Origin of the sequence: Okeania sp. SIO2C9, assembly GCF_010672455.1 — a bacterium.
GTDB lineage: Bacteria > Cyanobacteriota > Cyanobacteriia > Cyanobacteriales > Microcoleaceae > Okeania.
In genome coordinates this window covers 298,299-324,015 of the sequence record NZ_JAAHGO010000003.1, presented here as the reverse complement: position 1 = coordinate 324,015, position 25,717 = coordinate 298,299, and the positions used below count along the sequence as shown (strand labels likewise).

The 25,717-nt window shown below is 35.1% G+C and carries 12 protein-coding genes and 1 other RNA gene; 8 read left to right on the top strand and 5 right to left on the bottom strand.

Translation table 11 applies throughout. The features are described 5' to 3' along the window. Positions 1–606 precede the first annotated feature (606 nt). From corA to F6K23_RS03620, 7 genes are all read left to right on the top strand, one after another. Entirely contained in the window at positions 607–1,773 is a 1,167-nt protein-coding gene (gene corA, locus F6K23_RS03650; RefSeq protein WP_293150679.1) for a magnesium/cobalt transporter CorA, read from the top strand. Between the two features lie 1,945 nt (positions 1,774–3,718). Further along, an RNA gene (gene rnpB / locus F6K23_RS03645) (RNase P RNA component class A) lies at positions 3,719–4,108 on the top strand. Positions 4,109–4,445: 337 nt separating this feature from the next. Continuing rightward, the gene (locus tag F6K23_RS03640; RefSeq protein WP_293150676.1) at positions 4,446–5,315 is read left to right on the top strand and encodes a phytanoyl-CoA dioxygenase family protein; all 870 of its coding nucleotides are present in this window, start codon (positions 4,446–4,448) and stop codon (positions 5,313–5,315) included. A 1,691-nt stretch (positions 5,316–7,006) separates the two neighbouring features. Next, positions 7,007–7,843, top strand: coding sequence for a thiazole synthase (locus F6K23_RS03635; protein WP_293150673.1), 837 nt, complete (start codon positions 7,007–7,009; stop codon positions 7,841–7,843). Positions 7,844–7,916: 73 nt separating this feature from the next. Next, positions 7,917–8,090, top strand: a complete 174-nt coding sequence (gene psb34 / locus F6K23_RS03630) for a photosystem II assembly protein Psb34 (RefSeq protein WP_124145780.1) — start codon at positions 7,917–7,919, stop codon at positions 8,088–8,090. Positions 8,091–9,956: 1,866 nt separating this feature from the next. Further along, the gene (locus tag F6K23_RS03625; protein ID WP_293150670.1) at positions 9,957–12,074 is read left to right on the top strand and encodes a tetratricopeptide repeat protein; all 2,118 of its coding nucleotides are present in this window, start codon (positions 9,957–9,959) and stop codon (positions 12,072–12,074) included. A 743-nt stretch (positions 12,075–12,817) separates the two neighbouring features. Further along, on the top strand, positions 12,818–13,504 hold the full coding sequence (locus tag F6K23_RS03620) for a response regulator transcription factor (RefSeq protein ID WP_293150667.1): 687 nt from the start codon (positions 12,818–12,820) through the stop codon (positions 13,502–13,504). Between the two features lie 492 nt (positions 13,505–13,996). On the opposite strand, the gene hemG is transcribed toward F6K23_RS03620, so the two are convergent. From hemG to F6K23_RS03605, 3 genes are all read right to left on the bottom strand, one after another. After that, complete coding sequence (gene hemG / locus F6K23_RS03615) at positions 13,997–15,433, bottom strand: protoporphyrinogen oxidase (RefSeq protein WP_293150664.1); 1,437 nt, start codon at positions 15,431–15,433, stop codon at positions 13,997–13,999. Positions 15,434–15,785: 352 nt separating this feature from the next. Further along, a complete protein-coding gene (locus tag F6K23_RS03610) occupies positions 15,786–16,022 on the bottom strand; it encodes a DUF2811 domain-containing protein (RefSeq protein ID WP_287273163.1) in 237 nt (78 codons plus the stop codon). A gap of 863 nt (positions 16,023–16,885) precedes the next feature. Beyond that, positions 16,886–18,421 (bottom strand): cryptochrome/photolyase family protein, encoded by a 1,536-nt coding sequence (locus F6K23_RS03605; RefSeq protein ID WP_293150659.1) that lies wholly within the window; start codon positions 18,419–18,421, stop codon positions 16,886–16,888. A gap of 883 nt (positions 18,422–19,304) precedes the next feature. Between F6K23_RS03605 and F6K23_RS03600 the strand changes: the two genes are divergently transcribed. Beyond that, a complete protein-coding gene (locus F6K23_RS03600) occupies positions 19,305–21,368 on the top strand; it encodes an ATP-binding protein (protein ID WP_293150657.1) in 2,064 nt (687 codons plus the stop codon). Between the two features lie 750 nt (positions 21,369–22,118). On the opposite strand, the gene F6K23_RS03595 is transcribed toward F6K23_RS03600, so the two are convergent. Continuing rightward, positions 22,119–23,135, bottom strand: coding sequence for a Gfo/Idh/MocA family protein (locus F6K23_RS03595; RefSeq protein WP_293150655.1), 1,017 nt, complete (start codon positions 23,133–23,135; stop codon positions 22,119–22,121). A gap of 1,001 nt (positions 23,136–24,136) precedes the next feature. Continuing rightward, complete coding sequence (locus F6K23_RS03590) at positions 24,137–25,624, bottom strand: SulP family inorganic anion transporter (protein ID WP_293150653.1); 1,488 nt, start codon at positions 25,622–25,624, stop codon at positions 24,137–24,139. Positions 25,625–25,717: the final 93 nt, after the last annotated feature.

Here is a 25,717-nt window from a genome sequence, read left to right as displayed (position 1 = left end):
TAAGTTTTTTAAGTTTTCCCATTGTCAAAATTAAACATAAGAAGGATTCAAGAAGTCAGAAATCACAAGTGTTTTTGTGCAGCATTCGGACCGAAAGTCAGAAGTTAAAATTATTGGGAGGTTATTACTCACCACTAATTTTCAACCGCTAAAATGAGATTTATAGGGGGGTCGCATTACCGAATAATTAAGGTTTAAAGCCTCTCCTTATAAAGGAGAAAAACCCTCGATGGATGGCAATATCTCCTCGCCATATCCAATCGACCAAGACAAAAGAAAAAAAATTCCTTAAGCGTCAATCCTCTCCTTGAAAAGAAGAGGTAATTATTAATTATTAATTGTTGAACCTATTTCTCAATCTGGAAATAGAGAGTACTAACCTAAAATTATCGCGGTAGGAAAAAACTTTTGAATTGTGACTTCCTATTTCTGAGTTTCCATTTGTTATGCTGCACAAACAAGTACAGAGATAACGTCAATTTAAAAATATATTTCAATCTCTTTATATCAAAAAAGTAAAGTTCAAAGAAAATCACCTTATATCACTTTATTTATCAAACTTAAAATTGTTAGAAGTAGTACTTATAATTTTCAAATTTTCAAATTATGGCACATTCAATCAATATACAACCTAATCCTAATGAATTACCTTCAGAGGAAGAAGAATCTTATGTTGACTATTATTATGACGATCCAGAAGATTTACCTGGAACTCTCAATTTAGAACCTGATGCTCCACCACCAGAGATGGCTCTGATAGATTATACAGAAAATATAGCTACCAGAATAAAAATAGTAAACCCAGAAGTTTGTATTCCCTACCTAAAATCAGAATCAGTTTCTTGGATTAATGTACTTGGTTTGGGCAATAAAACATCTTGGCAACAGATGGCAAAAGTATTTCAAATACATCCTCTGAGTGTTGGAGATATTGTTAATGTGCCACAAAGACCTAAAGTTATACATGACAAAAATCAACTCATAATTATTACCTGGATGGTCAGAATAAAATCAGATTCAGAACCATTTGACAAAGAGCAAGTAAGTATTATTTTAGGAGAAAAACATTTAATCACAGTCCAAGAAAATCCTGAATATGATTGTCTGAAACCTGTACGAGAAAGAATCAAAAATAATCGAGGAATTATTCGGAAACAAAAAGTAGATTATTTAGCTTATTCTCTAGTAGATACAATTATTGATGGATTTTTTCCTGTATTAGAAGAGTATGGAGAACGGATAGAGATATTAGAAGATGAAGTAGTATTTAAACCAGACCGTCATACCATGCAAAAAATCTATAAACTGAGGCGAGAATTATTAACACTACGTCGAGCTATTTGGTCATCAAGAGAAGCAATTAATATTCTGATTCGAGATGGTAGTAATTTAATCAATCCTGATGTATTGGTTTATTTTAGAGATTGTTATGAACATACAATTCAACTCAGAGATATAGTAGAAACTTACAGAGATTTAGCTTCTGATTTAATGGATATTTATTTGTCATCTGTCAATAATAAAATGAATGAAGTAATGAAGCTATTAACTGTTATCTCATCAATTTTTATTCCTTTAACTTTTATCGCCGGAATTTATGGGATGAATTTTGACCCAGCAGATTCTCCTTGGAATATGCCAGAATTAGATTGGTATTATGGTTATCCTCTTTGCTTAGTCATAATGTTTTCTACTGCTATTAGTTTGATTTACTTTTTTTGGCGAAGAGGATGGTTTGAAAATCTTTCAACTACTATTGAAGCAGAAGATTAGGAGATATTCACAGCCAATAATTTATTCATATTGTTTGGGCAATTAATTTTTGATAATATAACCATCTCAAATGATTTGTAAAAAAGATCGGGATATATAAAAACCCTGAAGCTTTTACCCCTCTTCTCTATTCCCTAGTCTCTATTTTATGTTCCCTAAATTCAAAGATATTTTTACCTAAAAATTCTGGGTATGTGCCTCAGCTTTTAAGGGGATAAAAAAAAGAAGATTCCAGATTTAAAGCCTCCTTATTACAGAGGTACTGATAACTGTTAGCGTAGCTCTGACCATAGGAAGCTAACTGATAACTGATAATTGAAATGACCCGCAACTGAAATAGGGTTGCTATAGACTTTTTGTGAGCTTTAAAGTTGAAATCTAGCTACAAGATAGATAGTAGTTAATAGTTCAAAAATCTTTCAACTACTATCGAAGTAGAAGATGAGGATACATTCATAGCCAATAATTTATTCATATTGTTTGAGCAATTAATTTTTGAGAATATACCAATCCCAAATGATTTGCAAAAAAGAGCGGGATATTTAACAAAGTCAGAAGTTAGAAGTCAGAAGTTATTTTTGTAACGGGGATTTTGAGCAACTCTCCAAAAATATTGCGCCTTAAAATTCGGGGTTTTAAACCCATGTTATTTTGATAAAAACTCTGAAGCTTTTTTCCCTATTATCTATTCCCTGTTCCCTAAATTCTCAGATATTTTTACCGATTAAGGGGATAAAAAAACAGAAGATTCCAGGTTTAAAACCTCCTTAGTACAGAGGTACTGATCACTGATAACTGAAATGACCCGCAACAGAAATCGGATTACTATAGACTGTTTGTTAGGTTGAAAATTGAAATATAGCCACAAGATAGTAGGAATTAGACATAGTTTGAAAATCTTTCAACTACTATTGAAGCAGAAGATGAGAATACATTCATAGCCAATAATTTATTCATATTGTTTGAGCAATGAATTTTTGAGAATATACCAATGCCAAATGATTTGTAAAAAAGAGTGGGATATATAAAAACTCTGAAGTTTTTACCCATATTATCTATTCCCTAGTCTCTATTTTATGTTCCCTAAATTCCCAGATATTTTTACCGAAAAATTCTGGGTATGCGCCTTACCTTTTAAGGGGATAAAAAAAGAGAAGATTCAAGATTTAAAGCCTCCTTATTACAGAGGTACTGATAACTGATAACTGCAATGACCAGCAACTGAAATAGAATTGCTATAGACTGTTTGTGAGCTTTAAAGTTGAAATGTAGCCACAAGATAGTAGGAATTAGAAAAATTAGAAAATAAGAAAGTACATTACTACATTAATAGTAGATGATTTGGAATTTTAAGATATATGCCTAATAGACATCTGCAATAATAAAAAATTCAATCAATTATTGCACTCTTATTCATCAATAATTTCCCCCTACTCCCTACTCACTACTCCCTATTAATTGTTTCTATATTCATCATCAAAATTATTCTGGGTAAAAAATTAATAATAGGTGATTTATACAAAATTCATTTCTAAGTTGTATGGAATAATATATTCAGGACTTACGCATTTTTCCGACAAAAACACCATATATACCATAGTGCTATAGTTTTTATCTACTATATATAGTGCCTTTGCGTAAGCCCCGGTCTTAATCAGAGTTGATTGTAGCTTGAGATAGACAAGTTCATAAATCAGGACTTACGCAAATTGACTTTTAAAGCACCATCTGTAGGGGTAAATAGTATTCTTTATCGCTATATGTAGAGTCTCTGCGTAAGTCCTGTAAATTTCATAATTCTGTGCCACCTTAGATAAAATTGGTATGACACCTAAGACCTAAGACCTAAAACCTAAAACCTAACACCTACCACCTACCACCTAACACTTCTATGTAGCCTCAGATAAAATTGGTACTATTTGATAATATATTGTAAATATAGGAATAAAGTAGGCGAGGCAGTTGCGGACTCAATATCTTGGGTCTGAGGAAAGTCCGGGCTCCCAAAAGACCAAGCTTGCTGGATAACGCCCAGTGCGAGCGATCGTGAGGATAGTGCCACAGAAAAATACCGCCCTGGAGATGAGATATTATTCAAGTCTCTGAGGTAAGGGTGCAAAGGTGTGGTAAGAGCGCACCAGCAGTATCGTGAGGTACTGGCTCGGTAAACCCCGGCGGGGAGCAAGGTCGGAGGAGCAATGGTTGGTCTTTTTCCAGCTCCGTTGTTAAGTGTACCGCTAGAGGTGTCTGGTAACAGGCATCCCAGATAGATAACTGCCCTCTTAGCTGGTTTCAGTTAAGGGAACAGAACCCGGCTTACTCCCTACTTTTTCCTTATTTTTTATCCTAAAGTAATTAATAATTAACACTGGCTTTGTTCCATGAAAGTAGCGTTCTTATCATCCATTCCGCAGCTATATCGCTATCTTTCGCGATTATTAATGTTCTATTCATCTATTGTCCAATAGTTATTGCTCTGCTGATTAAACCTCAAAGCTTTTACAGGTAAAAGTTTCAGCTTTTTTCTGTCAAACATTAGTGTTCTATTCATCTATTGTCCAATAGTTACAGCAGTTTGCGCGCGTGATGAAGTACATATGCGGAGCAAGTGCGGCAGCTATATACTTTCGTGCAACAAAGCCATTAACACTTATAAAAAATAATGAGAAAAAATGCCTGAATATTTAGCTGATAAAACTCCATCAACAGAACAATTAAATATATGGATTGAAGATTTTCATACTAATGGTTTTCTAGTCATTCCTAATGTATTAACACCTGAAAAATGTGAACTTCTTAGAAATGACTTAGATAAAATTTTAAAGAAAACTGAAGAAGAAAAATTTGATAGGTCTAATCCAGTAGCAAAAGCTTACACATCAATTAAAATAATGGAGCGAATGTTTGAGCATTCCCGAGATAATCTAGACTTGTTTGCCATGGAACCAATTGTTACATTTGCAGAACATTTAATCGGTGGAGCAAATGGAACAGGTTACTCAAGAAATGATAGAATTCCTAATGCTAATGTTGTTCATGTTATCCACAATAATTCTTTTAAAGTTCCTCCTCAAACTGATGGATTAGCAAAAAATGCCTGGCATCAAGATGATACACCACACGTTCTTTCTCTTGATGGTAAACCCCTAAACAATATTCGCTTGAATGTTCTAGCATTTTCCGTTAATTATTACTTAACTGATGTATTTTCTCCAGACAACGGACCAACCCAAGTTATTCCAGGTTCACATCTGTTTGGTAAGTTTTGTGATGCCAATATTTTAGGATATGAAGATAAAATTCATAGTTGTCTGGGAGGAATGGGTACTGCAGTTTGTTTTAACAATCAAGTTTGGCATAGAGGTTCTAGAAATTCATCTTCTGTCACCCGCTACATTACACAAATTACTTATGGGAAAAGATTAGTTGGACATAAATATGCACCATTTATGAATTATCAGATGCCTAGTCATTGTTATGAAGAAGCAGATGAAAGATTGAAGAGAATTTTGGGATTTTTACCTCATGGTGCTTATGGTTAATTAGGGTTTGCTGAAAAGTCTTTTAGTAGGGGTAGGCGACAGCTATACTGGAGACAAGAGAAATGGGAATTTAGAGAAGGTAGAAGTAAGAATTGTACCTTGATTTTTTAGCCTAACTATGAGCCTAAAATACTAACTTTTTGAGTGCTTTAGACTGAAACAGGTGCGCTTTTTAAAGACCATAAAAAGGCTAAAGTATTTAGATGTCAATGCTTTTAGATTTAATCAGCAGAGCAATAATTAATTATAGAATTTACTTGGTATTAAGTTTTTTAGGCTTGAGAAATAATACCTTAAAATGTCAGTTGAGTAATCTGGAATAGGGGCAATACAGGAAAAAGATTGAAAAATACTGCCCTCTTTTTAAGACTAGAATCAGAAAATTTATTCCCTTAGACTGCTATGTCAGCTAGCACTAACTTTTGCATTCTGTGAAGCTTTAAATAGGGTTTGCTGATTAAATCTCAAAGTATTTACATATAAAGGTTTAAGCAATTTTTGGTCTTTAAAAAATACCTGGCTTTCAGCTCTTCATGCTCAAAAAGTTGGTATTTTGGGCACATAGTTGGTTAAAAAAAATCTCCCCTACTCCCCTACTCCTTAAAAAAGACTTTTTCAGCAAATCCTAAATAAATGCTGGTTTTTCCTATCATCTAATCTTTCCATCTATAAACCTCCTAGCGTGAAAAAACACTAAATTTTTCATTCTGTGAAGCTTCAGAAAAATCAGCGCGTCAAATGATTTTTGGCTGCATTCTCGCAATTTTTGTGATATCATAAAGACTATAAGGTGTCGTTCGCCCCTACACATGACTTTTTATTCAACTAAAATTCCTTGCTCAGAGACAATAGAACATCCGTTGGTTTTTCCTATCATCTAATCTTTCCATCTATAAACCTCCTAGCGTGGAAAATCACCAACTTTTTCATTCTGTGAAGCTCCAAAAAAAATCAGGGTGTCAAATGATTTTTGGCTGCATTCTCACAATTTTTGTGATATCATAAAGACTATAAGGGGTTGCTCGCCCCTACGCATGACTTTTTATTCAACTAAAATTCCTTGCTCAGAGATGATAGAACATCCGTTGGTTCTTCCTATCATCTAAACATTCAATCTATAAACCTCCTAGCGTGGAAAATAACTAACTTGTGCATTCTGTGAAGCTCCAGAAAAAATCAGGGCGTAAAATGATTTTTGGCTGGATTCTCACAATTTTTGTGATACTATAAAGACTATAAGGGGTCGTTCGCCCCTACGTATGACTTTTTATTCAACTAAAATTCCTTGCTCATAGACGCCTTACTCATAGACGATAGAACATCCGTTGGCTTTTCCTATCATCTAATCTTTCCATCTATAAACCTCCTAGCGTGGAAAATAACTAACTTTTTCATTCTGTGAAGCTCCGAAAAAAATCAGGGCGTAAAATGATTTTTGGCTGGATTCTCACAATTTTTGTGATATTATAAAGACTATAAGGGGTCGTTCGCCCCTACGCATGACTTTTTATTCAACTAAAATTCCTTGCTCAGAAACGATAGAACATCCGTTCCGCTGCGCAACTGAGTATTCAGGAACTTTCCCCAGAAGCAATACCAGAAATATCTTCATCTTCTGTAGCTTCCGATAAACATAAAAACTGGGATTGAAATAAAAAATTTACAATAGTTGTACATATCAAAATTAAACAATGCAGACAGTAGAAAAACTAACTACACAAACTCCAGAACAACCTCTAATTATCGCAGGTAAAAAATTTAACTCCCGTCTAATGACAGGTACAGGCAAATATCCCAGCATAGAAAAAATGCAGCAAAGTATAGAAGCTAGTGGATGTGAAATAGTAACTGTGGCAGTACGACGGGTACAAACTCAAGCTCCTGGTCACGAAGGTTTGGCAGAAGCTATAGACTGGACAAAAATCTGGATGTTGCCAAATACCGCAGGTTGTCAAACTGCTGAAGATGCTGTGAGAGTTGCCAGACTGGGACGAGAAATGGCTAAATTATTGGGTCAAGAAGATAATAATTTTGTCAAGCTGGAAGTTATTCCGGATCCTAAGTATTTACTCCCAGACCCTATCGGTACACTACAGGCAGCAGAACAATTAATAAAAGAGGGTTTTGCGGTTTTACCCTATATAAATGCTGACCCACTATTAGCCAAAAGACTTGAAGAAGCTGGTTGTGTCACAGTTATGCCTCTCGGTTCCCCTATAGGTTCTGGCCAGGGAATCCAAAATGCAGCTAATATTCAAATAATTATTGACAATATTAAGGTTCCCGTGGTAGTCGATGCAGGAATTGGTACTCCCAGTGAAGCAACTCAAGCAATGGAAATGGGAGCAGATGCCTTACTAATTAATTCAGCGATCGCTCTAGCGAAAAATCCATCATTAATGGCCAAAGCAATGGAAATGGCGACAGAAGCAGGACGTTTGGCTTATTTAGCAGGAAGGATACCCAAAAAAGATTATGCGATCGCCTCTTCACCATTGACTGGAAGAATTAATTCGGCTCAAAGCTAGTAATAATTTCCTATATTCGCCAAATCTATGTTAAGATAGGTAAAGATAAAAAAAAAATAAAGGATCTTAAATCATGCCATATACAACAGAAGAAGGTGGACGTCTAAATAATTTTGCTGCAGAGCCAAAAATGTATCAAGCGGACGCTCCAGATCAAAAACAACAAATGAACTATCTAGTTTTAGGAACTCTAGGAGCTGTATTAGTAGGTAGTTTAGTATTTGTTGCTTTTTCTGTTTCTGCTTAAACTTTAAGTAAAAATTATTTAAAGACTCGACCAGGTTCTTGAATTTTCAAGAGTCTGGTTTTTATTTTAATAAACTAGGGGTCAATTAAGTTAACAGTAGCTTCTACAATAGCGAGACGAGAAGATGCATAATTTTCTTTTCTCTTGGTTAATTCGATATAGCGAAGAAACCCGAAGAATGCAGAATATCTCTGGTAACGACCACTTTTTATAACCTTAAAAAGGGAGGTTTGATACCTGATTTTTTGTAAGCATTTCCTACGGAATGCTTACCGAATAATTAATAATTAATAATTAATAATTAATAATTAATAATTAAATAATTATGGTTTAAAGCCCCCCCCTTTTAAGGGAAAAAAAGCGGTCGAGGGATGGCGAGGTCTCCTCGCCATATCCAATCGACCAAGACAGCGGTCGATCTTCGGAGCTTCCCGTAGGGTGGGATGGCGAGGTCTCCTCGCCATATCCAATCGACCAAGAAAAGAAATAATATTTCCTTATATTCAATCAATAACGGTTTTAACCAGAGGTAATTATCAATTATCAATTATCCATTATCCATTAATGAAGATTTTTTTGGTTAGAAGAGATAAGTATTACAAAAATTCTGATAATTAGGCTTGATTTTTCTCAAAATCATGAGCAAAGTCCTTAAAATACTCAAATTATTTGTAACATTATTTTTTCAAATTGGTAGAACTTCCCAGAAAAATTATTCCTGACTTAGCTTGAGGAAGTTGAAAAATTTAGCATCAATGATAATCAAGGTATAGTTATAAAAAGCTGTTAATTGAGTAATATTAAATACTGTAGTATCAGTATTGTTAAATCTTGAAGGAAAAAGATTTCATATTGTAGAAGTTTTCCATCGTTGTAGGGCTAAAAAACAGTAATAAGCAGGTACACAAAATTAATTACACATCTATTATATAAGCTGAATTATTGGAATTTTCAAGATCTCATAGAATTAGAATAGGTAAGTAATTTTGTTTAGGTACTTAATGATAGTAAAGGAAACCATATCACTCCAATTAAACCCGATTTTATCTAAAAACAAAAAAGAAAAGATAGATAATAAAAGCATGGAAAGTTATTGAACACTTAATAAATTTTGGGTTCGCTAAACTCAGAAAAATATTTTTTTGGCTTTGACTTATCCATTAGACATCTCCGATAATAAAAAAGAAAATAAATTATCACACAGAAATTATCAATTATTTCCCCTCCTGGGAGGGGTTAGGGGTGGGTTCCCTACTGCCTACTGCCTCTTTTCTGGAGATGTCTATTAATAACCTCTAATCAATAGAAATTTAAAATTTAAACCAGATTTATTATCTTCTTTCCTTCATACTTAATAATCTCTGATTATTCATATTTTATAATTATATAATTAATATCAAATTCATAATGAAGTTGCATAGAACAATATACTAATCAGAGTTGAGTGTAGATCGAGATAGACAAGTTAATAAATTTCATAATTCTGTGCCACATCAGATAAAATTGGTATATAGCAGAAGGAAGAAGAAAGAAGAAAGAAGGCTTTAGTTATCTAGGAGAGAAGGAACAATCTTGGGTTGTCTGAGTTTTAAACTTTTGATATGTCCGCGCCCTTTGCTTCCACTGCTATAATGTCTAACACCTACCACCTAAAACTTACCGAATAATTAAGATTTAAAGCCTCTCCTTTAAAGGAGAAACAAGAAAAAATGTTCCTTTGAGTCAATCCTCTTCTTTTTAAGGAGAGGTAATAATTAATAATTAATAATTAATAATTAATAATTAATAATTTTTGAACTCCTACCACCTAAAACTTACCCCCCTAATAAAACTGTGATAGACATTGGGTCCACAACAATTTCTCAATTGAACTGGCAAATCTATCAACGCTTAAAACAAGCTCTATCATTAAATCTACGTCGCCAAATTTTTATAGCCGTATGCGATAATCAACAACTAAGAAACAACCTAGTTGAAAACCTAGAAGTAGATTTAACCAGTACTATTGACTACACAGAAAAAACGCAAAATAACAATAAAAATATTCTATTTGTTACTCTCAACTTAAATCTACATAATCCTAATCCAGTAACTCAAATTAATCAATGGTTTACCGAAAATCCAGAATATCAAAAAACACAAGAATATCAAATATTAGGATTTCAAATTATTGGAGTAGAAAGCTTAACCAAACAACCTTCAATAGTTCAACGATCATTTATTAGTAATCTGAAAAAAATAGAAACAAATCTATCTACCCTAGAATCCACTATATTACTTTGGATTAACCGACCTTGGCTCAATACTATCAAAAAGTCCGCCCCAGAATTTTGGCATTGGCACACAGGAATATTTGAATTTGAAGGAGACCCCACCCCCATAGCTCCTAGAAAAAAGAAATCATCATTGCCAAATAAACAAAACTCACAATCTTTCTTATCTCCAAAAATTAGCCCACCTTCCATCAATACTGTAAGACCATTAATGGCATTAGAACAAAAGTCTTACACTACTATTGATATTGAATCAAAAAATCTCACAGTTCATCTTCTCCCCCCCGCTCCACAAAAATTACCAGAATTGTCCATTGGTCTTGACCAAGACCGGGAGAATATCCCACTGCCACAGTGGGAATTAGTTGAACTAGCAAACTTAGTATGGTCAGAAATTTCTAGAAAGTCTGGTGAAGAAAAAACATCCCTAGAAAAACAACAGTTTCAAATACTCAAACAGATTCAAGATTTAAACAAGTCCAAATATCCATCTCCAGAACTAGCCATAGCTTATCAAGCTTTAGGGGACTTTCATCGCGATCGCGTCCTAGCAGGAGAAATATCAGAACAAAGTCTAATTATTGCCATTCGTGCTTATGAAATGGTAATTGAGTGGACATTTCAAGAAGCAGGATATAAGAGCCAATTTTCTCCATCCCAAATTCCCGTTCTTGACATTTTTAACGATCTTGCCACTCTTTACTGGATGTTATCTCGTCAAATCAAATCTAGTAAATCTGATTCATTAGTTTATTTAGAGCGAAGTATTATTTTATATCAAATGGCAATAGGTGAGATTAACCAATCTCAGGAAGAGACTTATGCCAGATTGCAAAAAAACTTAGGTCTAGCTTACGGAGATTTAGCTAATTATCAAGAAGCAGAAAAAAATTGGGAAAAATCAGTTATGGCCTATCAAGAAGCAATCTTGTACTTAGATACAGTTACTTATACTCAAGATTATGCTTCAACTCTAAATAATTTAGGGGCAGCTTATTGGAATTTGGCTCAACATACTCAAGCAGTTGCCCATTTGCAAGGAGCAATTTCAGCTTATGGTGAAGCTATTGATTACTTTACACCAGAAATTGAACCTCTCAACTATGCCATGATTCAAAATAACTTGGGCATAGCTTATTGGAATTTAGCTCAATTTCAGCAACAGCCATCAGAAACTTTGATGTTAAAAGCCGTTGATGCTTATTTAGAAGCTTTAAAATATCGAACCCCAGAAATTGCTCCCCTTGCTTGTGCTGCGACAAAAAATAACTTAGGTACTACTTATTGGCATTTGGCCAACCAGTTTGAGGAACATCAAATACGGAGTCAACTTTTCCATCAAGCGATCGCTGCTTATTCCCAAGCAGTTAGTATAGCTCAACATTTTTCTCCTTCTCAGCTTACTTTTGATTTATTGGCCACTTATAATAATATTGGACTTGCTTATTATCAAATAGTTATAGAAGCCAAAATCACATCAGACAAAGATAGTCAAATGAGTAATTTAGAATCAGCTTTGGATTATCACTTACTGGCTTATACTCGTTGGCAACAAACTAATATTGACGCAGTACAAGGAAAGGAAACTACTGTGAATCATATTGTCAGAACTATTCGTACATTTTACAATAAGTATGGAATACAAAGGCAAAATTTAGCTCTTGCCAAGATTCCTAGCCATTTGTTACCTAAAATTTTAACTATGTTGTAACCCAAAAGACATAAATTATAGTATTATTATTGTATAGGGATGAAATCTACAGATTAGTTCTCGTTGTGCTCAACTCTAATTGAGACTTTGTTTAAGTAAACTACAGTCACTATGATAGAATAGTATAGATATATCTAGTTATAGGTATAAGTAGTTGAGTTATGCTATTACTATAGTTAATAACTAACTATTAACCAAATTTTAACTTCTCGAAAATATATCTAAAAAAAATTGTCTAAAGAAAAAATGTTTAATTTTGTTCTTGATTAGATTAAATAAATGAGTATAATAAACTAATTTACTAATTTAGGGTGTAACTGATTGTTTATCTCAACGTTGGTTGAAGACCCGCGCTCTCCCGAAGGGGAGCTAGGGCATGAATGCGAGCGCATTCCGGAGGAAAAACCAATCAATTTTGAGGCGCATGTCAATAGTATGTTAGAGTTAAAATTTGGCTGCTGGGCTAGCAGTGTCAGTCTGTGGAGCGACCGTAAGACCGAAAAGAGGCTCGACCTTGGAGGCTGGTGCATTGAAGCAGAAAGACCTAATAGCGCGATGGTTAGGAATCCTGCGCTTTCTCGTAGAGCAGCGTCGGGAGGATGTCAATAATAAGCAATCATCAAAACCATGCTTTAGTTTGAAATATAGAACAACCTTTCCACTTTTTTTGAAAATATTGCTAATTCTTAATTGAAAACAGCAATTTAGTTATATCGTACTTAGTTTATCCTGATATTTATGTCATGGCCCCTGTAAAGATCCTTGCGGTTGATGACGACCCAGCCATCCGAACTTTAATTCATCGGTATTTGAGCCAACAAAACTATCAAGTAGAGTCTGCTGGAGATGGTAAAACAGCTCTAGAATTGTTCAATAAATTTTCACCAGACCTAGTAGTGTTAGATGTAAACTTGCCTGATACAACAGGCTTTCAACTTTGCAAAAAAATGCAAAGTAATACAAATGTATTTGTGCTAATGCTAACAAGTCTTGCAGATGAGGATAGTAAATTACACGGTTTTAAAGAGGGTGCAGATGATTACATCACAAAACCTTTTGGTTTAGTAGAATTAGGCGCTCGTGTCGGAGCCATATTAAAACGTCAAAGATTAGTTTCCAACTCACAGCCAGAAGGTCTACAATTAGGAAATCTGACAATTGACCCTCACAGTAGAGAGGTTAAAGTTAATGGAGAATTAATTGCTTTGACGGCCTTGGAATTTGATATATTACACTGCCTAGCAGGTAAACCTGGCCGTGCTTGGAAGCGATCAGATTTAATCCAAGAAGTCTGGGATTATGAATATATGGGAGATGAGCGAGTCGTTGACGTGCATATTGGCCAAATACGCAAAAAACTAGAGAATAATAATGAAAATCCTCCCAAGATCAAAACTGTTAGAGGTATTGGCTATAAGCTTGATGTTTGATTTTGATAGTTATACATACATAGTTCTAGAATCAGTGGAATATTGTCAAGGAAAAAGATAGATTTGAACAAATAATTTCACCAGAGGTAAGGGTGTGAGGGATGCCAAGGTTTCCTTATCATCCCTCAACCATTGAATCAGCGATTCAGTAAATGATAGAGAATTTTGTCAGGGAAGTCACTCCGCATCTATGAACCCACCATCAAAACGAACCACGCGCTTTTCCATCAAAAGTTTAAAACTCAGACAACGTAATATATTTCTTCCTTTGTTTCTTCCTTTTTACTTCTGGTTATATATAAATAAAATAATCATTCAATTCTAGTATTTACAAACAGAAAAAATTAGGATTATAGCAGTCGAAGCAAAGAACTAGTTTCATCGAAATTAAAACTCTAGGTAGTGGTGCATTGTAATTTTTTCGGTAACGGTATAGCAAGCATTTCAGCCGCCATTCACCATTACTATACAGGACTACCAAACTCTAGAATATCAAGTCTGCAAACCTTGATAAATCTCAGTCGCTACTTCTGTGCCACGGCGAACACAATCTCCCAAAGCTATACCACCAATATAATTACTGCACAGATATAGACCAGGCAAAGATTTTAAGCCATTATTAATACCCTCCAATCTAGAATTATGGCCTAAATTATATTGAGGAATAGCACGAGACCATAAATGCACCGCAAGAACTTTTGGTTGTTCAGCATCCTGTTTTAACAGAGTTTGACAAAGATCTTGATGTACCTGTTGCACTATCGCTTCACTATCTAACTGAGCAATTTCCGGGTCTGTTGCACCCCCAATAAAATTAGTAAAAATTTGCCATCCTGGAGGTGTCCTACCAGAAAATAAAGTAGAAGACCAAATAGTACCAAGAGTCCGGATACCTTGACCTCTAGGAATCAAATTACCAAAGCCATCTGTCTTAACCTTGATAGAAGTAACAGGATATGCCAAGACTACACAGGCAACAGTAGGATAATAAAACTCATTGAAGATAGAAGCAATTTCAGGCTGCAAAGTTTTGAATAATTCTGCACAAACACTGGCAGGAGTAGAAAGGGAAATAGTACGAGTTTCTATTTGCTCAGGACCATTAGGAGTAGAAAATTCTGCTATATAAGTTTGTCGTTCAGTCTGACGAATATTAGTAAGATGCCAATTTAATTTAACTGCTTCTCCTAAATAAGAGGCGATCGCTTTTGGTAATGCCTCCAAACCACCTCGAAAAGAACCCAACTCTCCAGTTTTAGTCTTAGGAATATTAGGGTCAGGAGCAACCTTGAACTTACGATTTTTTTTAGCAGACAGCAAAGCACCAGCTAAAAGTCCACCACCCAAGTCAGCCATTCGAGCCACTTTAGCAAAAGCAGCAGTAGCACTCAGTTGACTAGGGTCTCCTGCATAAACACCAGAAACGAAAGGTTCCACCAGTCGCTGCATTACTTCAGGACCAAGATGTCTCTGGAAAAATTGGGATACAGTTTCTTCTCCCCCTTGCTCTGACAGATCGCCAATAGCAGGTGATACAAAACCCAAAGCACCAACCAAGGCGCGTAGCTTACCACCATCACTCAGTAATTTAGACTGTAGCATAGCTGTTGGACTCATTGGCACTGGTAATAATTGACCATTCCAATAAACATAGCGAGGCAGTTTGCGATCGGCAAAGATTAAATCCTCCTTCAGGCCAACATCTACAGCCAACTTTAAAAAATCCGGTGTGGGAGAAAAACTATTCGGCCCTTCTTCCCAAAGAAAGTCTCCTAAAGAAACTGTTGTGATATTTCCCCCTACTCGATTTTGGCTTTCAGCAACTAAAATCTTTAAGGGCGAATTATTACCTAATTTTGTCAGTGCATGGGCTAAACTTAACCCACTAATACCTGCGCCAACAACTAAGACATCTAAAACTTCAGTCATTTTTTCCTAAAAATTTAGTTCTAGTATAGTTTCAAGTTTTAGTATTTCACCATAGCTTTGTCATTTAAACTACTTTAGTTTCAAAGTGTGATACTTTTAGCTCAATTCTGATTTAACTAAGGTAGTGGGAAAATGTTTCAGACTTGCATTAGTTGAAAATAGTACAAACTTATTTCATCTTCCTACTACTCTACATCCCTATTACCTTCCTATTACCTTCGTATTTCAAAATTATTCTCCGTATCGAACTTTGAAATAGCTCTACTCTAAAGCAGAGCTTAAGCCATATAACAATTTAGTAATTTAGAATACATTAGTATCAGCACTAAAGATAGGTTCAATATATGCACCACTAAATGCTGCTTATATCATGATGTTGGAAAAGAGTTTCTAGGTAAACCCTAGCAGCTTGCCGATAACAAAGGGACGTTTCTGGTGTACTGCTATCTCCATTCTGTAACAAGAATAGTGACAAAGCGGCTGAAAATACACGGTCTTGATCCCAGTCAGGGTGGGTTTCTAAGTAGGTTTTAAGAGATTCATGGAGTGCTTCAGGAATTTCGGCCAGAATACTAACGCTTAGGTTCATGTTTAAGTAAGATTCTCTCTATATTTTTTCTTCTTCATAGTCCTTAGTTGTGGCCACAAACCACTGACTTTGAACTACCAATGTCGCACTATTGTGTACTAAGGGGGGGTATGGTTGTCAATGTAGAGAAATGTTACAGCAAACTTTCAAAAAATAAAAGATTTACGAAGTAATCAGTATTTCGTGCCACTTTTTGTTATAAAACTTTATAAAAACTGGCTAATATGAAGCTGTTTACTACCCACTGAACAAAATCCCCAATTCATTTGTAAGAGTATGATGATGTCGTTGAAGTCTGTGGAAAAACCTGTTTAATCTGTGGAAAACATTGAACTTGCTTGTGGAAATGCTGTGGAATCTATGTGGAAAATTATGGCAAAAAATAAGAATTCTGAACTCTTTGCTAAGGTCAAATTTCAAAAGTCAAAAGTCATATATAGCAGGGAACAGGGAACAGTTCATTAATAGATAATGGATAATTGATAATTACCTTGGGTTTTAACTGTTACGGAATTGAATATAGGGAAATATTATTTCTTCTCTTGGTCTCATAGATATAGTTAGGAAACCCATCCATCCCATCCTAGGTCATGCTGCGCAAACGACCGCTTTTTTCCCCTTAAAAGGGGATAATAAAGAAAAATTTTCATCTCTTTGTCAATCCTCTTCTTTCAAGGAGAGGTAATTATTCATTATTCATTATTCATTATTCATTATTAATTGTTGAATCCTACCCCTTCGCTCATTCCCATTTCTCCTGTCTCCTGTCTCCTGTCTCCTGTCTCCTGTCTCCTGACTCCTACCTCAACAAAAAGACTTTTTCAGCAAACCCTAATTATTAATTGTTGAACTATTCCCTGACTTCAGCAAGAAGTCTTTTGAGAATGCCATTTTTCTGCTTTTAGACGAATATTGTCTAATGTCTCAGAATCCATTTTATCCAAGTTAGCCAAAACAAAGTTCATACGACCCTGGGATTTAAGTTTATCTCGATGCCTGGCCAGAAAATCCCAATAGAAATAATTAAATGGACAAGCTAGTGAATTATTGCCCTGGCCTTGAGGTGATGTAACTCGAACTTTCCAGTCGTAAGTACAGTCTTTACAATAATCGCTCATTTTGTTGATGTAATTTGCAGAAGCAGCATAAGGTTTTGATGCCAGAATACCTCCATCAGCAAATAATCCCATTCCCAGAACATTAGTTTGCATGACCCAATCATAAGCATCAATAAATGCTGCATGAAACCAATTTTCTACCTCTTGAGGAGAAATACCAGAAATCAAAGCAAAATTACTCAAGACCATTAAACGCTGAATATGATGAGCATAACCTGTATTTTGTACTTGAATTAGAACTTGATGTAAACAATTCATATCTGTTTTATTAGCATCCCAGAAAAACTCTGGAAGTGGGTGATTATGGTTAAACCAATTAGATTGAGAATATTCATCATCCATGACAAGATAAACACCCCGCATATATTCTCGCCAACCTAAAACTTGCCGAATAAAACCTTCTACACTATTTAGTTTTAATTGTTGATTGTGATAAGCTGACTCTACTTTTTTAATTACTTCTAAAGGATGTAACAAACCAAGATTAATATATGGAGAAAGTAGAGAATGCCATAAGGTTTCTTCTCCTGTTACCATAGCATCTTGATAATCACCAAAATTAGGTAAGCTATATTGAATAAAATTTTCTAGTACTTGCAGTGCTTGTTGACGAGTTACCGCCCAACGAAAAGGCTCTATTTCTCCATATTTAGTAAAGTTCAAATCTTTAACTTGATTAATAACTTCTCTAGTAATTTCATCTGGTTTAAACCATAAAGTTTCTGGTGTATTTAATTTGCCTTTGGGGTATTTGCGGTTTTCTTTGTCAAAATTCCATTTTTCTCCTACAGGTTTATTTTGATTCATTAAAATTTTCAAACGTTTACGTCCTTCTCGATAAAAATCTTCCATTAATAAGCGCTTTCTTTTTCTCGCCCATGCTTGAAATTCTGTTTCATGCCAAATAAACAAATTATTAGGAATTATTTTAATACTGCAGGGAACTTGAAGATTTTTAATGACTTCAAGAAAAGGTTTATCATTGGGTTTCATTACCCGTAGTTCAGTAATTTGATTAGTTTCGATCCAGTGTTTAAGTGGTGTTTCAAAATCTGTGGATATTGCGTGTTTCACTTTCCAACCTGCTTGACGCAACTCAACAACAAAATGACGCATAGCTGACCAAATTAATACCAATTTTTGCTGATGATATGGTCGAACTTGGATATATTCTAAGGATTCAATCATAATCACAAAAATGTTATCTTTTTCAGTACAGCTTTGAAGAGCTGCTTGATTAATATTGATTTGGTCTCCTAAGACCCAGATTCCTATATTCATAAGTAGAGTTTGTTGAATTTTAAATTTTGAGAGATGTTTTTCACTAAATTCAAGATTATGACTATAAACTATATTTATTTAACAATTCATCAAAATACTTGTGATGATAAACAAATTTCATTGACGAGGAATTTAAAGTCAAAAAAAATGATTTGTTTCAGAGTATAAGATTAACTATCAAAAACAAATCTACAAAAAACAAATTAAAAGTGTATCCATAGAGGTGACAGAACAAATCTTATTTATACATATTTATCTCATTATTTCTCTTTCTTTTATTCTTCGTTATTTACTTCTTAGCTTTACTATTGTGGTATTGTTTTTTTGAATTGGTATAATATGGCAGTCACCAAATATATCTTTTATAATTAAGGAGAACTACATATAAAAAAAAAATCGTAAGCATTCAGCCGTCAGCTATCAGCCATCAGCTATTGCTTTTTTTAGTTCTAGATCAAAGCTTTACTAATTGAGTGAGAATTAAGTTTTACGCCTAAAAGCTGTCTTTAAAGTCTATATATTAAAATCCCCTCATTAAGAGCTGAGAGCTGACAGCTAATAGCTGAATGCTTACAAAAAATCTATGAACAATATCTAGCATATATAATTTGAAATGTAAGTAGTTATGCGATTAAAGTTAATTTGTATTAATGGCAAAATATCAAATGTTTTTGAGTTTATAACTTTTATATTACCTAGGCAATATTATCAAATGCGGTATACCATAGAAGAGTTAATATATAAAAAACTAAAATCAAATTAACTGAATTCTGATAAATTCTATATTCATAGATAATAATTATAGTTTTCGGAGATTCTCAGAAGTAAAAACACAAATAATTGTCAAAATTACTGCAAGTTGCAGCTTAAGTAAAAAAATCTTATGATTAAGCAAGTTCAATCCTCCTTTCGTAGGATTCTGCTGTCGCGAATTTTACTACTTACTGTACCAGTATTAATACTAGGACAGTATATCATCTACAGAAAAGCACGTTCTACACTTTTAGACACTGCTCGTCAAAATCTGAAAGAAAGCGCAGACAGAAAGGCCGAAGATATTCAACTTTGGGCTAAATCTTTAGAATCTAATCTAATTAATGCTAGCGAAAGTTATGTATTTCAATCTGGTCAAACTCAAGAGTATCAAAAATATATTGAGCAGTTATACCAAATGTTACCGACTCAGGTAAGATGCGTTCAATTGAGTAACTTACAAACTTCTGAGATTATAGCTAATACTTGTGATGATGAATCAATAAATTCCCCATCACTAAATATATGGCCTGCGCAGCAGAGACAGCTAATTAGAGAGAAGTCTAATGTTGATATAAGTTATATATGGCCAGAACAGTTAAACTCGGATAGTTTCTCAAGTGATGATAGGGTTGCTCAGAAAAAACAAGTTAGCTTAGGTTTGAGTGTACCAGTATATGTTGCTGAAGGTAGTGAAAGACAATTGCGTTATGCCTTAAGCATTAAGTCAGATTTACCAATGCAAACAAATCGCACAAGAGGTTCACTGACAGGTTCAACTGTAGTGCTCGACTATCAAGGTACAATATTAGCTAGTCCAGATTCTGATAGAGTAGGGCGCAATATTTCTGATGGACCAGATGCAGAAAGGCTAAAACATATTATCAGAAATGCACAGGAAGGTAGAAAAGATTTTATCCACATATTCTCTTTTGAAGAAATAGATATTTCAAAAAAGAGTAATAGTAATCCTCTGAGAGAATTTATTGATGAATTTAAAAAGATATTGCCTGAATTATTGGGACTCAAATTATCAGCAGATGATGAATTTTTAGTAGGATATGCACCAACTTCTAGTCCTGTAGACCGTGATGATGATCAAAAGTGGATTGTTTTAGCTATTACACCTATAGACTTTGCTTTATCTGGTCTTAGACAAGTTCAAAAAGTTCTAATTATTCTGATTTTTGGTTTAGTTGGTGCTAGTGTTATCGCAACTATTTATTTGGCTCGCGATTTAGCTCGTCCTTTGGAAAAACTTAGAGATTATGCTCTTGCTGTCAATGATTTAGACTCTCCCAATAAAGTGCCTAGAAGTCTAATAATTCGTGAATTTAATCAATTAGCAATTGCATTAGAGAGTATGGTATATAGGCTTAAAAGATGGGCAGATCAATTAGAAATAACTTCTAAAGAGGCTCAAGTTGCTAACCAGTTAAAAAGCGAATTTTTGGCTAATATTTCTCATGAATTAAGAACTCCGCTCAATGGAATCATTGGCTCTATTCAATTGATTTATGATGGATTTTGTGACACGAAAGAAGAAGAAATGGAATTTTTGAAACAAGCTAATGATTCTGCTATTCATTTACTAAGAATTATTGATGATATCCTAGATATTCGTAAAATTGATTCAGGAACTTTATCGATATATTTGAAGGATGTCGATATTATCAAATTATTACACGAAACAATAGATTCATTTAGAGAAGACATTGAACAAAAATCTTTATTATTGAAACTAAATATTCCTGAACAAGCAATAATTGTTAACGCTGACCAAGAAAAGTTGAAGCAAGTGTTTGAAAATGTGATCAGCAATGCAATTAAGTTTACGGAAAAAGGAAGTATTAATATTTATCTTGGCCAAGAATACAATAATTCAATTGTTGCTGAAAGTACAAATAATTTATCTGATAATTATGGTGGGAAAGAAGACCAGGTTTTAGTTAAGATTGAAGATACCGGAATTGGTATTAATCCAGAACAACAAGATAAACTATTTCAGGCTTTTGTGATGGTAGACGGAACAAAAACCCGTAAGTTTGGAGGAAATGGATTAGGATTAGCTATTTCTCGCAGTCTGATGGAAATGATGAATGGCAGTATTAATCTCTATAGTGAGGGAGTAAACCGAGGAACTACAGTTGATATTATTCTGCCAATTAAAGAAAAACAAGGTATTCAAACTTAAATTCAATTAAATTCTCAGAGTGAATTATACCAGTTTGAAAAAAGAATGCTATAAAAAGTACATCTCGATCAGATCTGCTTAAAAATAACTTCTCCAGTTAATTTTAGATGGTTATATCTCTCGTTTTCCCTTTTTTTTTCAATATTTATTCCTTCTTCCTTCTTGCTTCTTCCTTCTTTCGTACGGACGTTGCATGCAACGTCTCTACTATTTGTAACAAACGTTGATCAAATTGGTATTAAAGGTTGCAAAAAATACAAGAAATTACGGCGTTGGTAAAGCGCGTGTATGATATTAATCTTAATTACTTAGGAGTCAGGAGTCAGGAGTCAGGAGTCAGGAGAGAAGAAAGAAGAAGAAAGAGGAATAGAAGGAGAAAGTTTTTTGCTAGGGTAAAGGTCACGGAGTTCTATAGCGCTCTTCTCCGGACATGATATCATACCTCAAATTACCAATGCCGAAATTACTAAAGCAGTAAAAAAATCAGGGGTTGCTGAGTGAGTGTATGATATTAATCTTAAATTATTTAGGAGTCAGGAGTCAGGGGTCAGGGGTCAGGGGTCAGGGGTCAGGGGTCAGGAGTCAGGAGGGCAGAAATAAGAAGAAAGAGTAGTAGAAGAGAAAGTTTTTTATTAGCACTCTTATCCAAACATCATATCATACCTCAAGTCACCAACACCAAAAATCATTCACTTAATCTATTTTTTTGTTATCCAGTTTCTTTAGTTTGAATAGTCAAAATTTAAGATTTTAAGAACGATTGCATTGGACTATTTTTCCTCCTTGCTCAAGAGAATTATTTAAAGCGCATAAAATTCCCACTAATTCAGCACCCACCCAACCAGAAGAAATTTGTGAAGCAGTATTCTGACGAATACAATTTAAAAATTCATTGCATACTTGAGCTAAAGGTTCAGCTTTGGCGATCGCTAGAACTTCCCTACTGACATCTACTGCTTTCCAGCGATTATTTTGCTCTTCTAAATGACCATGCTGAATAACTAAAGGTGCATCTGCTGACATTTCATCAAAAATCAATGTTCCTTGAGTACCTACTACTCCTAAACGACGTTGTTTATCAGGATTTAGCCAACATAAATGTAAAAAAGCTTGAAAACCACTAGGATAAGTCAGTTTAGCCATAACTAAATCTGATTGTGGGGGTTGTTGGGGTAGCCAAACCGTACCATTTGCTTGTACCTCCACAGGTTTTTGGTTTAGCCAACTGTTCAAAATACAGATATCGTGAATTGCTAAATCCCAGAGAGCATCTACATCTGGACGCACAGGTTCAATATGAGTGCGTGTAGCATACCCATAGCGTAACTCTCCTAATTTACCTTCTGCTACAATAGCTTGACCACTTTGGACAACTGGATTAAATAAATAAGTATGATCGATAAAAAGTTGACGTTGTTGTTGTTCAGCTAATTTGCATAATTCCACTGACTCTGAATATTCAAGAGTCAAAGGTTTTTCCGAAAGAACATGATAGCTTTTTTTGAGAGCAGCACTAATAATTTCGTAGTGGGTAGAAGCAGGAGTAGCGATCGCCACTGCTTCTATTCCTGGTAACTCTAAAGCTTCTGTCCAATCTTCTAATAATGCGATATCTTGGTCCAATTGCAAGCGTTTTTGAACTGCTTGTAACTGTTCTAGGTTAGGGTCTACTATGGCAATAACACGAGATTGAGGATGATTGCAGAAGTTACGAATTAGGTGAGTTCCCCAACGACCTGCACCAAATATAGCAATTCCTATTTCCATTGGTTTTGATGTAAAAATATAGCTGATTTAATCGGAGTTTCTCCACCCTATCATATTCAGGCTAATATGGCAATTATAGCGCTGTGCGCAGGCAACAGCTCCGGAAGGCAACAGCTCATTTGGGGGAATAAATTGCCGTTTGCGCAGCATCTCCGTTGGAATAATATAAGACTTTTAGCGATTGGGCACCTCCTGCAATTTGTAAATATACCAGCGCACACTGCTATATAGCAATTCCCATGTTGATGAGGTACGGGTATTCCTTGGTTTTAGGGAACAGGGAAAAGGGAAAAGGGAATAGAATACAAGTTAAAGATAGGTGTACCTCATTAGGCTGAGAAACACTATAGCGTTCAATTAACAGGTTATATCAAATCCGGTTATATCAAATCCGGTAGCATCAGTGTTATTCAGTATTTAAAGATAAGAGTCCATATTGTAGGGGCGAATGGCATTCGCCCCTAACCATTGTATGACGACGACAGAGTTATATTACTCCGAAGAAAAAGCTATGTCATCCGCTTGGATCAAAGCAGAAGTCATCTTTAGATGACTAAAGATAGCTCATTTATTATGGCTAATTAATGAGGTTTAATATTATATCATGTCCGCTCAGGTTCGGTCTAAAAAAATATTCCATCTTTGCGCCATTGCCAAATCTTTCTCGATCTCTTCATCTCTCCACGTTCCCCTACTCCCTCTTTTCCAGAGATATAGCAATGTGTGCTGGCATATTTACAAATTACAGGAACTGTCCAATAGCTAAAAGTTTGGGGTTGCACATTATGGAATGATATTGCCAAAAATTAGTTTAGACTTTGACTAAAAATAACCATTAATTAATCATTCTAGCAATTGATTAATCCACAATCCAATTCAATCAAAAATCTCAAATCATTCGTCGCTGTGCAACGCCAAAAGTTTTATCTGATCAGCTTTTTATTCCCCCTGTTGCCTGTTGCCTGTTGCCTATTGCCTGTTGCCTGCGCACAGCGCTATATCTAATGAATAACCCGTCCCTCTTTAAAAATTGTTTGTTTACTAGAATGAGTAGTCAAACGGTCTAATAAAGTTGCACTCGCCTCATTCAAACCAATTAAATGTACTTTAATACCCCGTCTGCGAAAACGTAATACAACCTTATCTACTGCATCTACAGCAGATTGATCCCATAAATGAGCATGAGTTAGGTCAATAGTCACAGATTCTATATGTTCGCGAAAATCAAAGGTGTTGAGAAAATTTTCCACAGACACAAAAAATACTTGACCATTAACGCTGTAAATACGCTCCACACCATTTTCTTTTAAATAAGAGTCAACGAAAATCAGCGCAGCAATTTTACGACTGAAGAAAATTGCACTCAACGCCACCCCAACAACTACTCCAATAGCTAAGTTATGAGTTAAAACTGTCATAAACACAGTTGTCATCATCACCGCTGTTTCACTCTTGGGAACTCGACGAAGATTGCGAATAGAATCCCAATGGAAGGTGCTTATAGACACCATAATCATTACTGCAACTAAAGCCGCCATTGGAATACGCGCCACCCAATTATTGAGCAGAATAATACAAACAAACAGAAAAATGCCTGCACTCAGAGACGAGAGTCGCGTCCGTCCACCAGACCCAATATTAATCATCGACTGACCGATCATCGCACATCCCGCCATTCCACCAAAACATCCGGCGACAATATTAGCAATTCCTTGTCCTACTGCTTCCTGATTTTTATCACTAGAAGTATCGGTGAGGTCATCAATAACATTAGCTGTTAAGAATGATTCTAGTAACCCCACTAAAGAAAGTGCTAAAGCATAAGGCAGAATAATATCGAGGGTTTCAAAGTTGAGCGGTACTATTGGTAGGGCAAAACTAGGTAGAGCATCAGGCAATGTTCCCATGTCTCCTACAGTGGGTATGTCTAATCCCGTAGTTAGTGCGAACCCAGTGATAACAACAATAGCAACTAAAGGAGAAGGTATTGCCTTAGTGATGCGAGGCAACCCGTAAATAATGCCTAATCCTGCTGCCACCATTATATAAACCCAGATAGAAGCATCTTCAAACTGAGTTAGTTGAGCATCAAAAATTAATATTGCCAGAGCATTGACAAATCCTAACATGACTGCTCTAGGAACAAATCTCATTTGATTTCCTAACTTAATCCATCCTAGAAAAATTTGCAGGATACCTGTGAGAATAGTGGTTGCGAATAGATAATTTAAACCATAATCTTTAACTAAGTTTGTCATCAGCAACGCCATAGCTCCGGTTGCTGCGGAAATCATTCCCGGTCGCCCACCCAAAAAAGCTGTCACAATAGCAATACAAAATGAAGCATACAACCCTACTTTCGGATCGACACCAGCAATAATAGAAAAACCAATGGCTTCAGGAATTAAGGCTAAAGCGACTACAGCGCCTGCTAATAAATCTTTTTGGACATTGGAAAACCAGGCTTGTTTTGTTAGTATATCTTTCATTTTCCCCATTTCTAGCACAATAATAGTTAATACTTTTCCCTGGAAGTCAGAGGCACATTTTGCTCCGCGAAGAGTCTACAGTTAGGCGTGGTA

What these genes read in the sequence shown, in the direction of transcription:
- corA (WP_293150679.1), top strand. Translation starts at nt 607, where the DNA reads ATGGCACATTCAATCAATATACAACCTAATCCTAATGAATTACCTTCA.
- F6K23_RS03640 (WP_293150676.1), top strand. Translation starts at nt 4,446, where the DNA reads ATGCCTGAATATTTAGCTGATAAAACTCCATCAACAGAACAATTAAAT.
- F6K23_RS03635 (WP_293150673.1), top strand. Translation starts at nt 7,007, where the DNA reads ATGCAGACAGTAGAAAAACTAACTACACAAACTCCAGAACAACCTCTA.
- psb34 (WP_124145780.1), top strand. Translation starts at nt 7,917, where the DNA reads ATGCCATATACAACAGAAGAAGGTGGACGTCTAAATAATTTTGCTGCA.
- F6K23_RS03620 (WP_293150667.1), top strand. Translation starts at nt 12,818, where the DNA reads ATGGCCCCTGTAAAGATCCTTGCGGTTGATGACGACCCAGCCATCCGA.
- hemG (WP_293150664.1), bottom strand. Translation starts at nt 15,433, where the DNA reads ATGACTGAAGTTTTAGATGTCTTAGTTGTTGGCGCAGGTATTAGTGGG.
- F6K23_RS03610 (WP_287273163.1), bottom strand. Translation starts at nt 16,022, where the DNA reads ATGAACCTAAGCGTTAGTATTCTGGCCGAAATTCCTGAAGCACTCCAT.
- F6K23_RS03605 (WP_293150659.1), bottom strand. Translation starts at nt 18,421, where the DNA reads ATGAATATAGGAATCTGGGTCTTAGGAGACCAAATCAATATTAATCAA.
- F6K23_RS03600 (WP_293150657.1), top strand. Translation starts at nt 19,305, where the DNA reads ATGATTAAGCAAGTTCAATCCTCCTTTCGTAGGATTCTGCTGTCGCGA.
- F6K23_RS03595 (WP_293150655.1), bottom strand. Translation starts at nt 23,135, where the DNA reads ATGGAAATAGGAATTGCTATATTTGGTGCAGGTCGTTGGGGAACTCAC.
- F6K23_RS03590 (WP_293150653.1), bottom strand. Translation starts at nt 25,624, where the DNA reads ATGAAAGATATACTAACAAAACAAGCCTGGTTTTCCAATGTCCAAAAA.